14 protein-coding genes are annotated in these 14040 nt (G+C 61.8%); 6 read left to right on the forward strand and 8 right to left on the reverse strand.

Features of this window, described 5'->3' with window-relative positions; all coding sequences use genetic code 11:
- Nucleotides 1-143 precede the first annotated feature (143 nt).
- Both QIW53_RS22355 and QIW53_RS22360 read right to left on the reverse strand, forming a co-directional pair.
- The gene (locus QIW53_RS22355; RefSeq protein ID WP_371051756.1) at nt 144-839 is read right to left on the reverse strand and encodes an RES family NAD+ phosphorylase; all 696 of its coding nucleotides are present in this window, start codon (nt 837-839) and stop codon (nt 144-146) included.
- The gene (locus QIW53_RS22360; RefSeq protein WP_371051757.1) at nt 833-1237 is read right to left on the reverse strand and encodes an antitoxin Xre-like helix-turn-helix domain-containing protein; all 405 of its coding nucleotides are present in this window, start codon (nt 1235-1237) and stop codon (nt 833-835) included. The genes QIW53_RS22355 and QIW53_RS22360 overlap by 7 nt, the downstream gene beginning before the upstream one ends.
- A 121-nt stretch (nt 1238-1358) precedes the next feature.
- Here QIW53_RS22360 and QIW53_RS22365 point away from each other — a divergent pair, with 121 nt between their 5' ends.
- Entirely contained in the window at nt 1359-1748 is a 390-nt protein-coding gene (locus tag QIW53_RS22365) for a GFA family protein (RefSeq protein WP_371051758.1), read from the forward strand.
- Nucleotides 1749-1752: 4 nt separating this feature from the next.
- Here QIW53_RS22365 and QIW53_RS22370 read toward each other — a convergent pair whose 3' ends face one another.
- The gene (locus tag QIW53_RS22370) at nt 1753-2928 is read right to left on the reverse strand and encodes a GGDEF domain-containing protein (protein ID WP_371051759.1); all 1176 of its coding nucleotides are present in this window, start codon (nt 2926-2928) and stop codon (nt 1753-1755) included.
- 214 nt (nt 2929-3142) lie between these two features.
- On the opposite strand from QIW53_RS22370, the gene QIW53_RS22375 reads away from it, so the two are divergent.
- Nucleotides 3143-3622 (forward strand): VOC family protein, encoded by a 480-nt coding sequence (locus QIW53_RS22375; protein WP_371051760.1) that lies wholly within the window; start codon nt 3143-3145, stop codon nt 3620-3622.
- Between the two features lie 191 nt (nt 3623-3813).
- Entirely contained in the window at nt 3814-6714 is a 2901-nt protein-coding gene (locus tag QIW53_RS22380) for a sensor domain-containing phosphodiesterase (protein ID WP_371051761.1), read from the forward strand.
- An 89-nt stretch (nt 6715-6803) separates the two neighbouring features.
- Here QIW53_RS22380 and yghU read toward each other — a convergent pair whose 3' ends face one another.
- From yghU to QIW53_RS22395, 3 genes are all read right to left on the reverse strand, one after another.
- The gene (gene yghU / locus QIW53_RS22385; RefSeq protein ID WP_371051762.1) at nt 6804-7643 is read right to left on the reverse strand and encodes a glutathione-dependent disulfide-bond oxidoreductase; all 840 of its coding nucleotides are present in this window, start codon (nt 7641-7643) and stop codon (nt 6804-6806) included.
- Between the two features lie 135 nt (nt 7644-7778).
- Nucleotides 7779-8762 (reverse strand): quinone oxidoreductase family protein, encoded by a 984-nt coding sequence (locus QIW53_RS22390; RefSeq protein ID WP_371051763.1) that lies wholly within the window; start codon nt 8760-8762, stop codon nt 7779-7781.
- A gap of 38 nt (nt 8763-8800) precedes the next feature.
- Nucleotides 8801-9247, reverse strand: coding sequence for a hypothetical protein (locus QIW53_RS22395; protein WP_371051764.1), 447 nt, complete (start codon nt 9245-9247; stop codon nt 8801-8803).
- A gap of 238 nt (nt 9248-9485) precedes the next feature.
- On the opposite strand from QIW53_RS22395, the gene QIW53_RS22400 reads away from it, so the two are divergent.
- A complete protein-coding gene (locus QIW53_RS22400) occupies nt 9486-10940 on the forward strand; it encodes a sensor histidine kinase (protein ID WP_371051765.1) in 1455 nt (484 codons plus the stop codon).
- A gap of 45 nt (nt 10941-10985) precedes the next feature.
- On the opposite strand, the gene QIW53_RS22405 is transcribed toward QIW53_RS22400, so the two are convergent.
- Nucleotides 10986-11840 (reverse strand): hypothetical protein, encoded by an 855-nt coding sequence (locus QIW53_RS22405; RefSeq protein ID WP_371051766.1) that lies wholly within the window; start codon nt 11838-11840, stop codon nt 10986-10988.
- 297 nt (nt 11841-12137) lie between these two features.
- Here QIW53_RS22405 and QIW53_RS22410 point away from each other — a divergent pair, with 297 nt between their 5' ends.
- Nucleotides 12138-12404, forward strand: a complete 267-nt coding sequence (locus tag QIW53_RS22410; RefSeq protein WP_371051767.1) for a ParD-like family protein — start codon at nt 12138-12140, stop codon at nt 12402-12404.
- Nucleotides 12401-13189: a type I methionyl aminopeptidase gene (map, locus tag QIW53_RS22415; protein WP_371051768.1), complete on the forward strand. Its 789-nt coding sequence runs from the start codon at nt 12401-12403 to the stop codon at nt 13187-13189. Before QIW53_RS22410 ends, map begins: the two co-directional genes overlap by 4 nt.
- On the opposite strand, the gene QIW53_RS22420 is transcribed toward map, so the two are convergent.
- On the reverse strand, nt 13182-14003 hold the full coding sequence (locus tag QIW53_RS22420) for a helix-turn-helix transcriptional regulator (protein ID WP_371051840.1): 822 nt from the start codon (nt 14001-14003) through the stop codon (nt 13182-13184). The genes map and QIW53_RS22420 overlap by 8 nt on opposite strands.
- Nucleotides 14004-14040 lie beyond the last annotated feature (37 nt).

The following is a 14040-nucleotide window of genomic DNA, read 5'->3' on the forward strand; positions in this document are numbered from 1 at the left end:
GGATGATTTGGCGTTTCATGGTGGTGTGCTCCGGGGTGTTATTGGTTGGTATGGGTGTGATGTTACGCCCCGGAATTATTAAGAGAACTTCATTGAACTGATGGTGACTATCGATGGCGGTAATGTCGCTCGCTCCTACAGGATCAATGTGCTTCGCTGATCTGGCTCACGCTGGTCATCTGCCCGTTCCAGACCATCTCGTAATGTGCCGCCTGGATAACCGACACCACCGGCCGGGGCGTCATCAGCGCCCAGCAATGACGGCCGGCGTTGCGCACCGAGTGGTAGCGCAGACCCGGACACTTGGCCTCCCTGACTTTTTTCCCCAGACGCCGGGCAGCGGTGTAGTCGTCGGGATCGTAAACCGGATCGCTCAGGGCAATCCCGGTCGCGTCTTTCATCCCGGCCTGGATGAACGAGCAGGACAGCCCACGAAAGACGAACCGCTCGTAGTTCAGGCGCGGGACTTTCGACCAGTACAGGCTCTGGTGATGTTTCACCTCGGCCAGCGCGGTTTCCAGGGTGTCCGCCAGGTACAGCACGCCAAAGCTGCCATCGCTGAAGCGCGAACCCGCCGGGTTGACGTGGGTAAAGGGCGCTGTCGCGTAGGAACAGCCGGGAATGCCGAAGGGGATCTCACTGCGCCGGATCAACTCCAGTCGACCGACCTCGTTTTCCAGCCTGGGGTTGGTCAGTGCCTGGATCTGGTACAGCACCTCGAAGGCGTCGGCGTCCGCCACATCGTCGAACAACGCCACCGGCGGGAATTTCGAGTTGACCAGTCGGTAGGCCTGCAATGTCTGGTCGGGCAGGGCTGGCAGCTCGCCCAGCTTCACCATTGCGCGCCCCGCAGCACGTCGATGCGGCGGAAGGTTTCGTACAGCGAAATCATGTCGCCCTGGGCCATGATCTCGAGTGGTGAGCGACCATTGAAGAATTCGTTGTCGTTGGCCATCGACGGGAAGCCGTAGACGTTTTCCGGGTTGTCGAACACCAGTCGCAGGGCGGCGTGGATGTTCAGCACGAAACTGATGCGCTGCATCTGGTCGGCGTCCAGTGCTACGGCCCAATCGGGATCCTGCTGACGCGCGCGGGTGTAGGTGCTGCGGGAAATGCGCAGGATGCGGCAGGCCTGCTCACTGGAGGCGCGCCATTTGTCGAGGATGCCAACGGCAGCCCGCAGGCCCGTGACGCACTGGCTTTTACTGAACGCAGAGGGTTGGAGGGCAACGGCCATGTCTGAACCTCAATTTGAGTCTGTAGATTCAAATTAAGTCATACAGTGTCTGTAGATCAAGTTCGTTCGACCAACGGACGGCGGCTATGGTTAAACTGTCCAATGTCAAAGGAGGTGCGTCATGCAACGGTTCACCGGCGGGTGCCTGTGCGGCAATGTGCGGATCCAGGCCTCGGGGCCACCTTATCGAGTCGGGTTGTGCCACTGCCTCGATTGCCGCAAGCACCACGGCGCGCTGTTTCACGCGTCGGCGATTTTCCCGCAGGCGGCGGTGACGATCCAGGGCGAAACGCACGACTACGCCGGGCGCTTCTTTTGTCCGCGCTGTGGCTCATCGGTGTTCTCGCGCACCGATGACGAAGTCGAAGTGAACCTGGGAAGCCTGGACGCCCCTGACCAACTGACGCCGACCTACGAAAGCTGGATCAGCCGTCGCGAAACCTGGCTGCCGCCGTTTGCGCTCAGCCGTCGCTACGAGCACGACCGTGAGGGCAAGGGCCGCGAGGAGTAGGGCGTCAGTGGCGCTGCAGTTCGGCGCCGGCCAGGGTCCGATCCACCAGACTCAGGCTGTCACGGCCGCCCCGTTTGGATTCGTAGAGTGCCGCATCGCTCTGCTCGATCAGGGCTGCAAGGCTCGCCGGCGGGTGGTTGAACAGGTTGGCGCCGATGCTCAGGGTGACCGGCTCCGGCGTGACGAACGCCTGCGCGGCTGCTCGATGAAAGCTTTCACGCAAGGTGCTGGCCAGCCTGATGATGCACGCATTGGAGGCGTTGTTGAGCAGGATCACGAACTCGTCACCGCCCAGGCGAGCTGCCAGCGCGCCCTCGGGCAATTCCAAGCGGATCATTTCGCTCAGCGAGATCAGCAACCGGTCGCCGGCGGTATGGCCGTACAGGTCGTTGACCAGTTTGAAGTTGTCGATATCGATCAGCAGCAGCGCTCCGGGTCGCACGCTCGACACCTCCTCCAGCAGGCGCGGTGCCCGCACCTCGAGGGCACGACGGTTGTACAGGGCGGTCAGCGGATCGCGTGCGGCCAGTCGCGCGATGCGTTTTTCCCGACGGTAGCGCTCGGTGCCGGTCATCGACAGGGCGATCAGCATGACCGCCATCGCGCCCTCGACCAGCGAGATCTGAATGATTTCGCCACGCAAGGACGCCAGATCGATCAGCGTGCCGGGAATCACCACCGAGATCGCCTTGGCCGTATAGAACGCGCCGTGGGTCAGCAGCACGAACCGCAGTTGCACCGCGCCCACGCTCAGGGAGCGGCCATGGGGGCGCAGCAGGAAGCTGGCCCTGAGGGTCGGCAGGGCCACCAGCAGAGAGTTGGCCACCAGCATGATCTTCGACCACGACGGTTCATCCGGCAGCAACAACATGGCCGCCCAGGCAACGAACATCAGATACCAGCCCCGGGACAGGCGCACCTCGGTAAACCGCGCCACCCCGAGCAGGAACAGGAAGTGGGCGGTGATCAGCAGGCCGTTGGCGAACCAGATGCCGATCAGCAACATGCCGCTGACCCGCAGCAGGGCGAGGGTCGAACCCACGGAAATGGTCGCAAACCCTGCGCTCCAGAACAGCAGTGAAGGTTCACGGACGCTGCGCCACTCGATCGCCAGGTACAGGGCGGCCGCCGCTGCGAGGGCGACGGTGATGGTCAACATCGTTATAGGGTCGAGCGCCATAAACTGCTGGTATACCTGAATGGGTCAAAAAGGGGGGATTGTAAGGGTTCGCAACGATTTTTCGCAGCGCTGGTCATCGGTTGTTGCAATGTAGCGGGGTCAGCTGTCGCCACGCTGTCGCAACCTTCGCAAACAACTGAATGCGACCTTGGGCGCTCGCCGGCTCCAGCCCTTGGCTAGACTCAAGGGTTCAACCCATGGCCGGAGAATTGCCATGCAGCCCAGGAACACGATTTGCTTGTGGTACGAGCGCGATGCACTCGATGCCGCGACCTTTTACGCCAACACCTTCCCTGACAGCTCGGTGGACGCCGTGCACCAGGCGCCCGGCGATTATCCTGCGGGCAAACAGGGCGATGTGCTGACGGTGGAGTTCACCGTGATGGGCCTTCCCTGTCTCGGTTTGAACGGCGGACCCGGAACCCCGCACAACGGCGCGTTTTCATTCCAGGTGGCGACAGACGATCAGCAGGAGACGGACCGTTTATGGGACGCCATTGTCAACAATGGAGGCCAGGCCATTGCCTGCGGCTGGTGCCGGGATAAATGGGGTTTGTCGTGGCAGATCACGCCGCGCGTGCTTTCGGCGGCGATCATCGATCCCGACCCTGCGGCGGCCAAACGCGCGTTCGAGGCCATGATGACCATGGTCAAGATCGACATCGCCGCCATCGAGAAGGCCGTGAAGGGTTGAGGCGAAATTTTGCGGGAACCGTGGCCGATCTGGGCGATGCTCCACAAATAACAGGTTCAACGCGGCGTGCTAAATGGCAAAGCGAATAAAACCATTGATAAAACCACCGATAACCTTTAAACGGAAAGCTCACCGGCACTTCGCTGGCATCCGGTAAGTGGGTATCGCCAGTTTTGGCTCAGGGAGGGCAGATGAGTTTTCGTCCATTGACCGGCATCCCTCTGCAATCCGATGGCGGCGACGTCGCAGCCTCGGCGTTGGAAGGGGATTCGGATAGCGTCGGCAAGGCCCGCGCTGGCAACCAGGACAGGATCGAGCATTTGCTGGACGCGGCGCGCCGCTGGCCTCATACCACCGCGTGGGTGGTGTACCGTGCCGGAGAACAAATGCACCTGGTCGGGCAGGGCGATCCCCGGGTGCATTGGCCCTCCAGCGTGGCCAATGAAGACTTCGACGCCTTTTGCCGGGATTGGCGCCTGCAACGCTGGCCGACCGGCAGGGGCGAAAGTGAGCTGGGTTGGCTGCTCGCGCCCTGCGATGACGTCGCAGCCCCGGCGCTTGCGGAGTTTGCCCAGCGCCTGGGCATGCAGTTGCAGGCCGACACCCTGGCCCGGGCACAGAATACTCAGCGGGTGCTGTACGAAATAACCTACCTGGCCAGTTCGACCCGCGACCGTTCGGTGTTTCTGGTCGGGGTGCACCAACTGCTGGCCAGCCTGATCGACGCCGAGAACTTCTACCTCGCGCTGTACGACCCGCACACTCATAAAATCGACTACCCCTATTACGTCGACATCATCGACGTCGATGCGCTGGAGTCGGAGAACTACGAATACCTCGATCCCTCGCACCTGTCGTTGACCGGCCAGGTGTTGACGTCCGGCCAACCGCTACTGATCGATGCCGCCGGGATTCTTGCGGCGCAAGCCGAGGGACGCTTCTTCTGCGTGGGTGACCGTCCGGAATTCTGGATGGGTGCTCCGCTGAAAAATGCCTCCGATGAAGTGTTCGGCATGCTCGCCATGCAGGTCTACGATGTATCAAGGACCTACAGCGCCGAAGACCGCGCCTTGTTCCTGGTGGTGGCGCGTCACGTGGCGATGGCGCTGGACCGGCTCCTGCACCGCGAGGATCTGGAGCAGACGGTGATGCGCCGGACCCTGGAGCTGTCGGCGGTCAACGATGCCCTGCGCCAGGAAGTGGCGGATCGCGAGCGCGCCGAACATCTGCAGAGCGCGCTGTTCCAGATCGCCGAACTGTCGAGCCAACCCGGCGACATGGCCGAGTTTTTCCAGACCCTGCACGGTATCGTCGGTGATCTGCTGTTTGCCCAGAACTTCTACATTGCGCTGTTCGACGACGCGACCACGCAGGTGACCTTTCCGTATTACGTCGACGAGCGTCAGACCACGTGCCCGCTGCCCAGGCGTGGGCGCCGGGGCTTCACCGAATACGTGATCCGCCAGCGTCGTCCCTGCCTGATCGACTCCGACGATGCCGACCGACTGGCGGCGCAGGGTGAAATCGAGATCGATGAGTCGGTTCGATCCCATTCGTGGCTCGGCATTCCGCTGTTCGATGGTGACCTGGTGCGCGGCGTGCTGGCGGTGCAGAGCTACACCTCGAGGGTCAGCTACACCCAGCGCGATCAGGAACTGCTGACGTTCGTCTCGCGGCACATCGACACCGCGTTGTCGCGTCGCACCGCCGCCGAAGCGATCCACTCCGCCAACCTCAAACTGGAGGCACGGGTGCAGAGCCGCACCCGTGAGCTCGACCACGCGAATGCCAAGCTTCAACACGAAAACTCCCACGATGCGCTGACCGGGCTGCCCAACCGCACCTACCTGCAACAGCGCCTCAACCTGGCCTGGACGCGGTTCGACCGCGAAGGCGGGCACCTGGCGGTGATGTTCATCGACCTCGATCGTTTCAAGATGGTCAACGACAGCCTGGGGCACCATTTTGGCGACCTGCTGCTGATGCAGGCGGCTCACCGTTTGCGCAGTTGCCTGCGTGAAGCCGACATGCTCGCGCGTCTGGGCGGCGACGAATTCGCGGTGCTCGCCCCGGAAGCGCCGCTGGAGGTGGTGAGCGAAATCGCCGAGCGGATCCTGCTGGCGTTCGACCTGCCGTTCTTCATCAACGGCCATGAGGTGTTTTCCTCTTGCAGCATCGGCATTGTCAGCGCCGACAGCCAGTTTCATCTCGAACCCGCCGACCTGTTGCGCGATGCCGATGCGGCGATGTACCGGGTCAAGAGCGCCGGCCGTGACAGCTATGCGGTTTTCAACCAGGAAGTGCGCCGTGAGGTCTCGGACCTGGTGGAGCGCGAAGGAGCCTTGCGCAACGCGCTCAAGCGCACCGACGAACTGCTGCCGTACTTCCAGCCGATCGTCAGCGTCGACACGGGTGAACTGCTGGCGCTCGAAGCGTTGATTCGCTGGCATCAGCCGGGTGGTCGAGTGATCGCGCCCGGCGAGTTCCTGCCGGATGTCGAGGGCCTGCGCCTGATCGGGCGCCTGGACCTGTACATGCTCACCAGCATTGCCCTGATCCTTGCCCAGCCCGAGCATGCCCATTGGCCGCCGGTGCACGTCAACTGCTCCAGCTACAGCATGACCCGCCCGGATTTCGCCCGGGATGTGCTGGCCCTGCTGGCCCAGCACGGGGTCGAGCCGTCGCGGATCTGCCTGGAATTGACCGAGGGTGCCCTGGTGGCCGAGCCAGCCATTGCCCGACTGACCATGCAGCAACTGGCGGACAACGGCATGTCGGTGGTGCTCGATGATTTCGGCGCCGGGTTCTCGTCCCTGAGTTACGTGCACCAATACCGTTTCAGCGGCTTGAAGATCGACAAGTCGTTCATCCTGGAACTGACCACCAGCGCCCGCAGCCGCGCCATCGTCCGGGCGATCGTGCGCATGGCCGAATCCCTGGACCTGAGCGTGGTGGCCGAAGGTGTCGAGGATGAAGAAAGCCTGATCCTGCTACGCGAAATGGGCGCCGGGCAGGCACAGGGTTATTACTTCTCCAAGCCGATGGGGCTGGAGGCGCTGATGGCCACGTCGTTGTTGAGTGGACGCTGTTGAACAGCGTCCGACACCATTCCCTGTAGGAGCGAGCATGCTCGCGATGGAGGCAGGCGCACCACGGAGAGTCAGGCCGCCCTCCAAAGCGGTCAATCCAGATCCTGCGCCTGATGCCGCTCAGGCACCTGGCTGGCCTCGTCGCCCCAGGTGCGGTTGACCCGCTGGCCCCGGATGACGGCGGGCCGCTGGGCAATGTCCTCGGCCCAGCGCTGCACATGCGTGTACTCGTGGGCCGCGAGGAATTCGGCGGCCGAGTAGACGTTGTTGCGCACCAGTTGGCCGTACCACGGCCAGACCGCGATGTCGGCGATGGTGTAGCGGTCACCGGCCAGGTAACGGCTTTCTGCCAGGCGCCGGTCGAGCACGTCCAGCTGACGTTTGGCCTCCATGGTGAAGCGATTGATTGCGTATTCGAATTTCTCCGGCGCGTAGGCGTAGAAATGGCCGAAGCCGCCGCCCAGGTAGGGCGCCGAACCCATTTGCCAGAACAGCCAGTTCAGGGTTTCGGTGCGCCCGGCAGGATCGGTCGGCAGCAAGGCGCCGAATTTTTCCGCCAGGTACAGCAGGATCGAGCCGGACTCGAACACCCGGACGGGTGGCTCCACGCTACGGTCCAGCAATGCCGGAATTTTCGAGTTGGGGTTGATCTCGACGAAACCACTGGAGAACTGGTCGCCTTCGCCAATGCGGATCAGCCACGCATCGTATTCGGCGTCGCTGTGCCCAAGCGCCAGCAGCTCTTCCAGCATGATGGTGACTTTCACGCCATTGGGCGTCGCCAGTGAATAGAGTTGCAACGGCTGTTTGCCGATCGGCAATGACTTGTCATGCGTAGGGCCGGCAGTCGGCCGGTTGATGCTGGCGAACTGGCCGCCGGAAGGTGCTTCGTGTTTCCAGACCTTGGGAGGATCGTAGGGCACTTTGCTCATGAACAGACCTCATCGTTAGCGGGTTGCGATTGGTTGGACCGCAAAGGACAACGGATGACTTCATGATGACACAAGGCATGACGGCGGGGCGATGGCGACACCGGGTACACCGGGGTCGCCGCCGGGCGCGTGCTGTCAGATGACCAGCACGGCGGCCCCTGTGGTGCGACGTTCTTCAAGATCGCGATGGGCCTGGACCAGTTGCTCGAACGGATAAACCTTGTCCGGTTCAACAGCGATCACACCTGTCTCGATGGCGTGGAACAAATCGGCAGCGGCGCTCGCCAGTTCCGGTGCGGTGGCGACGAAGACCGGCAGCACGGGCCAGGTCAGCTTCAGGGAGCGGGGGGCCAGTTCGAAGGGGTCGACCAGTGGCGGGTTGCCGGATGCCTTGCCGAACACCACCAATGTTCCTTTGGGCTGCAGAACCGCCAGAGAGTCCACGAACGTGTCCTTTCCGACCGAATCGAACACGGCCTTGACGCCGACCCCGCCGGTCATTTCCATCACGCGATCCTTGAAGTTCTCGTGCCGGTAGTTGATCACGTACTTGCATCCCGCCGCGCGAGCCACCTCGGCTTTTTCATCGGTCGAGACCGTTCCGATCACCTGGATGCCCAAGGCCTTGGCCCATTGGCTGAAAATCTTGCCGACGCCACCGGCCGCCGCGTGGTACAGCACGGTGTCACCAGGTGACAAATCAATGATTTCCTTGAGCAGATAACGTGCGGTCAGGCCCTTGAGGAAACTCGCGGCGGCCTGCTGGTCGGTGATCGAATCCGGAATCACCGCTACCCGGTCGGCCTGGTACAGGGTGTGGGTCGCGTAGGCGCCCTGGACGTCATCGGAATACACCACTCGATCGCCGACTTTCAGTCCGGTCACCTGGCTGCCAACCGCTGCGATGACCCCAGCGGCCTCATTGCCCAATGTCGCTGGAAATGCCGGCACGGGAAAGGTCCCGCGCCGGTAGTAAACTTCAACAAAGTTGAGGCCGATCACCGTGTTGCGGATCAATACCTGATCCGCCGCCGGCGCTGGAATCGTAACGTCTTCAAAAACCAGAACTTCCGGTGTGCCGTAAGTGTGAATGCGTGCTGCTCGGGCAAGTTGAGTCATTCAAGTAATCCTTTAATCAAGATGGAAATAAGGTGGACTTAGCGGCACGGTCCGCAAAAGTACGAAGTGACGGGTTGATCGAATTCCGGATAACCCGAATCCGCCACGCGGACCAGGTCCGAGCGATAACTGCCGTCGGCAACGCGTTTTCGGGTGCCCACATAATCGGCGCCGTCAGCGGCGTAGCGATTCGCGCCGACATGATCGGCTCCATCCGAGGCGAAACGATTCATCCCGACACGGTCCGAGCCATCGGCCGCCAGGCGGTTGACCCCGACGTGGTCGGCACCGTCCGATGCGACGGCGTCCAGCACCTGCGGCTGCGGGCCAGGTTGCTGGACGTCGGCTGCGGCACCATGACCGCCCACAGGAGCGTGCAGCCCGGCAGGGGGCGGCGCGACGCCCTCCAGTGCCCAACTGGTCACGGCGAATGTTCCACAAGCGGTTGAGGCAACCAGGCTGAAAAACATGGGTAGTAGTTTCATTGTTTATCTCCGATATATAAGAGCGTGCAAATCAACGGTCAATCAACACGCCCTCAGTATTCTCGGTATTGTTCAACGACTCACTTCTACGAACAGTTAGCTATTTAGTCAGCTCGTGTGGGCCATTCATACTTAGGTGTCAGTGCAAATGCCGACTTGATGGCATCTACTTCATTCACTCGGTGCGGGCTGGAAAACCGCTGCGGGTAACTTCGTTAATACGTAGCCCGGACCGACCATGACCCCTATATCCCTGAAAAAAGAGTATTGGCAGACCGATGCCGTGGCGTTGCTCACTGCGCTGCTGGTCGCCGCTTTTGTCGTCGTTTTCAAGTTCTTCACCAACCTGAGCGTGGCGACGACCGTGCTCTACGTCACCCTGGTGTTGATGTCCGCCAACGTGTTTTCGGTGCGGCTGGTGATCACCGTGTCGTTATCGTGCCTGTCGGTGCTGACCGTGATCTTCATCGTCGAACGCGACTACCAGAGCACCGAAGCCATCGGCGCTTATGTGCGTTGCATCGTTTCCTTGTCCGCCATCACCTTTCTGGCGTTGCGCAGCAAACATCTCTCCGACGTCCTGCGCCGCAACGAGATGTTCCTGGTCGGCGCCCAGCGTCTGAGCCGGGTCGGCAGCGTGGGGTTTTGTGTGGATCGCTCGGAGATTTTCTGGTCCGAGGAAACGGCGCGGATCTTCGAATACCCGGCGAAGGAAAAGCCGACCATGCTCAAGGTCCTGGCCCGCACGCACCCGGATGACCGTGAGCGAGTCGAAAGCATTTTCGATCAGCTCTCACGCTACGAACCGCGCCTGGAGCTCGAGCATCGCCTGCTGATGCCGGACGGCCGAATCAAATACATTCACCTGGTCGCGCATCCGTTGCCGGTCCAGCACAACGGTTTCGAGTATGTCGGTGCGGTGATGGACGTCACGGCAGCCCGAGAGTCCAAGGACGCGTTGTTCCAATCGCAGTCGCAACTGGCGCACGTGACGCGCGTCACCTCGCTCGGCGAACTGGCGGCCTCCATCGCCCACGAGGTCAACCAGCCGCTTGCCGCCATCAGGACCAGTGGCGAGGCCTGTCATCGCTGGCTCGACCGCAGCGAGCCGGACCTGGGGGAAGTGCGCACGTCGCTGGACCGCATGATCAGCAGCTCGGAACGTGCCAGCGAAGTCATCCGGCGAATTCGAACCCTGTCGCGCAATGGTGACCCGGAGCGTCGTCGCGAGTCGTTCAACGAGATCGTCAGTGACACGCTGACGCTGGTGCAATATGAGATGAGCCGCAACCATGTGAAGTTGCGTGTGGAACTGGGCAGCTTGCCGGCTTCCATCAGTGCAGACCGGGTGCAACTGCAGCAGGTCATTCTCAACCTGATCATCAATGCCTGCCAGGCGATGACCGAAGTGGATCCGCGTAATCGGGAATTGAAAATTCGCACCTGGGTGTATCAGGGCGAGGCGCTCCTGGAAGTGCGCGACTCGGGCACCGGCATCAGTGCCGAAGCATTGCCGGCGCTGTTCAATCCGTTCTTCACCACCAAGGCGGAAGGGCTGGGGATGGGGCTTGCGATCTGCCGCTCCATCGTCGAGTTTCACGAAGGCAGGATCTGGGCCACCAGCAACCAGGGTGAAGGCGCGGTGTTCTCGATTGCGCTGCCGGTGCTGGACAGGTCGACGGTTGCTGCTTGAGGACATCGCGCAGCCCGGTCACCCGGGCTGCGTTGCATCACTGAATCAGGGCACCAGCGATTCAAGCTTTTTCAGGATCTGCGCCGACGGGTCGCCAAAGCGCGACTGGCTGGATTGCTCTTCTTCAGATTGCGTTACGGCACCCGACAGGATTTCCGCCAGGTTGGGGAAATGCCCGCTCTTTTTCTTGTCGGGGTTCAGGCCGGCGTTGTCGCTCTGGTTCAACGCGGCTTCCAGCGACAGGCGCTGCGACAACCACTCCGGCTTGGCTTTTTCTTCGGGGCTCATGTTGTTCATGAAGTCCAGCGCCGCTTTCGCCCGGCCATAAGGGTCGTTGGCAAAGGGGTCTTTCCAGTTTTTCTGCTGGTCCGCCGGGCCGCTGTAGTAACCGGTGGCGAGGCGCCCCTGTTGACGCATCAGGGCCTGTGCCGAGGCCTGTTCCTCGGCGGTGAACAGACCGCCCTCGTTGGTCGCCACTGCGTTCAGCGAGCGCCGGTCCAGATCGCCCATCAGTGCGTTACGGTCTTCATCGGAATTGGTGTAGGGCTTGCCGCTGTCTTTCATCAGCGCATATTTTTCATCCATGCGCTTGCGGGCGTCGGTGGCCACTTCGGAAAACGTCTTGTCCTTGGAGCTCGAGACCGCACCGGGATTGGCGACGCCCAACACCAGTGCGTCGGCATTCATGCCTTCGCGGACCGGGAAGTAGGGGGCGTTGTCCTTGATCGATTTGCTGTAGTCAGTCGACTTGTCGGAGAGCGCCACCGAGTCAGTGCTGTTGGTTCTACCCGCCTGGGAGCTGCCCTGCGGGACGCGCCCTTGCGAAGCGGTGGCGGAGGCTGCGCCGGCGGAAGCGCTGTAGGTCGACATCGCATGCGATGACGTTGAGCTGGTGATCATTGTTCGTCCTTGGCGAGAAGCTCGCAGCATGGAGCAAGGGGAGAGGGTGCACAGTTCGCTACTAGATCATGCTTTGGAAAGCGTCGCCATCATCCATAGGTTTACTCGAATACCGACACGAACTATCCACAGATTGAGTGGGTATTCCTGTGGATAATATCCTGAGAAGCAGAGCGTGCGTGGGCTGTCACGTATTGTTCATTAATTGAGCATGGTCGCGATTTTCGGCGCGAAGGTTTGAATTTCCGGAGGCTTCACTTAAGATATGAAACATATACATTTCATATAGTGAAGCCCATGGGTATCGTCAAGATTTCCGAAGAACTGCATGAGCACCTGCGCGTTGCCAGCAATGCGCTGAGTCGCTCGATCAACGCCCAGGCCGAGCACTGGATGCGCATCGGCATGCTCGCCGAGCTGCACCCCAACCTCGATCACGCCGACATCTGCCGCCTGCTGGTGCGTGCAGAACTGGAAGGTGGCCTGGAGCTGAAACAGCTCTGCGGCCTGGTTGCGAGTGCGCAGGGCCGTGAGGTCAAGACCGCAGGGGGCGCCGGCCAATGAGGGCGAATGTACGCATCAACACCCCGGCTGAAATCGCCAGGTCACGCACGGCGGGCATGCTCGCGGCCGAAGTGCTGGCAATGATTGGACCCCATGTGAAAGCCGGGGTCACCACCGACGAACTCGATCGCCTGTGCCACGACTACATCGTCAACGTGCAGAAGGCCATTCCCGGCAATGTCGGTTATCTCGGCTACCCGAAAACCATCCTCACCTCGGTCAACCAGGTGGTCTGCCATGGCCTGCCCTCGGGGACCGTGCTCAAGGATGGCGACATCGTCAACATCGACATCGCGGTGAAAAAGGACGGTTGGTATGGCGACACCAGCCGCATGTATTTCGTCGGCGAGCCCGAGCCTGAGGCTTACCGTCTGGTCAAGACCACCTATGACGTACTCTGCGCCGGCATTCGGCTGGTGCGCCCCGGTGCCACGCTCGGCGACATCGGTCATGCCATTCAGGCGCATGCCGAAAACGCCGGCTTCAGTGTGGTGCGCGAGTATTGCGGCCACGGGATCGGCAAGGTCTATCACGATGAGCCGCAGGTCCTGCATTACGGCTATCCGGGCCAGGGCCTGAAGTTGAAAACCGGGATGATCTTCACCATCGAACCGATGCTCAACGCCGGCAAGCGCCAGGTGCGCACCTTGGCGGATGGCTGGACCGTGGTCACCCGGGACGGTTCTCTGTCGGCCCAGTGGGAACACATGGTCGCGGTGACCGACGAGGGTTTCCAGGTGCTGTCGCCCTGGCCTGACCGCGTCGAGGGTTTTGCGGCTATCTGATCGTCGGTTGCGCCGCTTGGCGCAATTGCACCGGGCTGATGCCCAGGCGCTGCCTGAACACGGTCGCCATGTGCGCCTGGGAGTTGAAGCCGCAGGCGAGGGCGATGTCGGCGAGGGTGGCGCTTGAATCGAGCAGGCGAGCGCGGGCGCTGGTCAGGCGCCTGTCGATCAGGTAGCTGTGGGGGCTTTTGCCCATGGCCTGCTTGAACGCCCGGATGAAAAAGCCTTCCGAGAGCCCCAGCAACTGCGCCATCGCCTGCACACTCAGCGGCCCGCCGAGGCCTGCGTCAATGAACTCGTCGAGCAGGCGCATCCGGCTGCCAGTGAGGGAGCCGCGCAGCGGTGCCGCCGACGCCTCCTGCCCCTGCGCCCGCTCCGTCAGGGCGAGTGCCCAGTCTTCCCAATCGTCATCCACCGAGGCGCGCAACAAGGCGTTGCGCATGCGTTGCGCGAGGCTGATGGCCTGGGGGTCAATGCGATTGTTGAAGGCATGCTCGCCCATGCAGGCCAAGCCCTGGGCGTGCACCACCCTCAGGTATTCACCGCCGTGGGGGGACTCGGACAGCACGTCACAACCGGCCGGCACGAACGCCAGGCTGTTGGGCGTGGCCACGAAGGGTTGCACGCGGTCGCTGCCGATGGCATGCAGGCCTCGCTGGGTATCGAAGGCAAAGCCAATTGCTGATTGACTCGCGACATACCGCGCCGAATAGGCCGAGCCCGGCAACAACTCGATCGCCCACGGGCCGGCCTCGATACGGCGGACCGGTTCGGTGGCGGGCGAAGGGCGTTTTGACGGGTTCATGCACTGCATAGTAGTGAAGAGCAGGGACAAAAGTCAGGTCAGTTTT

This window comes from Pseudomonas fluorescens, assembly GCF_041354075.1.
Taxonomy (GTDB): Bacteria; Pseudomonadota; Gammaproteobacteria; order Pseudomonadales; family Pseudomonadaceae; genus Aquipseudomonas; species Aquipseudomonas fluorescens_CE.

Bases quoted from the DNA above. Each gene is read 5' to 3' on its own strand.
- QIW53_RS22355 (WP_371051756.1), bottom strand. From the start codon at position 839: ATGGTGAAGCTGGGCGAGCTGCCAGCCCTGCCCGACCAGACATTGCAG.
- QIW53_RS22360 (WP_371051757.1), bottom strand. From the start codon at position 1,237: ATGGCCGTTGCCCTCCAACCCTCTGCGTTCAGTAAAAGCCAGTGCGTC.
- QIW53_RS22365 (WP_371051758.1), top strand. From the start codon at position 1,359: ATGCAACGGTTCACCGGCGGGTGCCTGTGCGGCAATGTGCGGATCCAG.
- QIW53_RS22370 (WP_371051759.1), bottom strand. From the start codon at position 2,928: ATGGCGCTCGACCCTATAACGATGTTGACCATCACCGTCGCCCTCGCA.
- QIW53_RS22375 (WP_371051760.1), top strand. From the start codon at position 3,143: ATGCAGCCCAGGAACACGATTTGCTTGTGGTACGAGCGCGATGCACTC.
- QIW53_RS22380 (WP_371051761.1), top strand. From the start codon at position 3,814: ATGAGTTTTCGTCCATTGACCGGCATCCCTCTGCAATCCGATGGCGGC.
- yghU (WP_371051762.1), bottom strand. From the start codon at position 7,643: ATGAGCAAAGTGCCCTACGATCCTCCCAAGGTCTGGAAACACGAAGCA.
- QIW53_RS22390 (WP_371051763.1), bottom strand. From the start codon at position 8,762: ATGACTCAACTTGCCCGAGCAGCACGCATTCACACTTACGGCACACCG.
- QIW53_RS22395 (WP_371051764.1), bottom strand. From the start codon at position 9,247: ATGAAACTACTACCCATGTTTTTCAGCCTGGTTGCCTCAACCGCTTGT.
- QIW53_RS22400 (WP_371051765.1), top strand. From the start codon at position 9,486: ATGACCCCTATATCCCTGAAAAAAGAGTATTGGCAGACCGATGCCGTG.
- QIW53_RS22405 (WP_371051766.1), bottom strand. From the start codon at position 11,840: ATGATCACCAGCTCAACGTCATCGCATGCGATGTCGACCTACAGCGCT.
- QIW53_RS22410 (WP_371051767.1), top strand. From the start codon at position 12,138: ATGGGTATCGTCAAGATTTCCGAAGAACTGCATGAGCACCTGCGCGTT.
- map (WP_371051768.1), top strand. From the start codon at position 12,401: ATGAGGGCGAATGTACGCATCAACACCCCGGCTGAAATCGCCAGGTCA.
- QIW53_RS22420 (WP_371051840.1), bottom strand. From the start codon at position 14,003: ATGCAGTGCATGAACCCGTCAAAACGCCCTTCGCCCGCCACCGAACCG.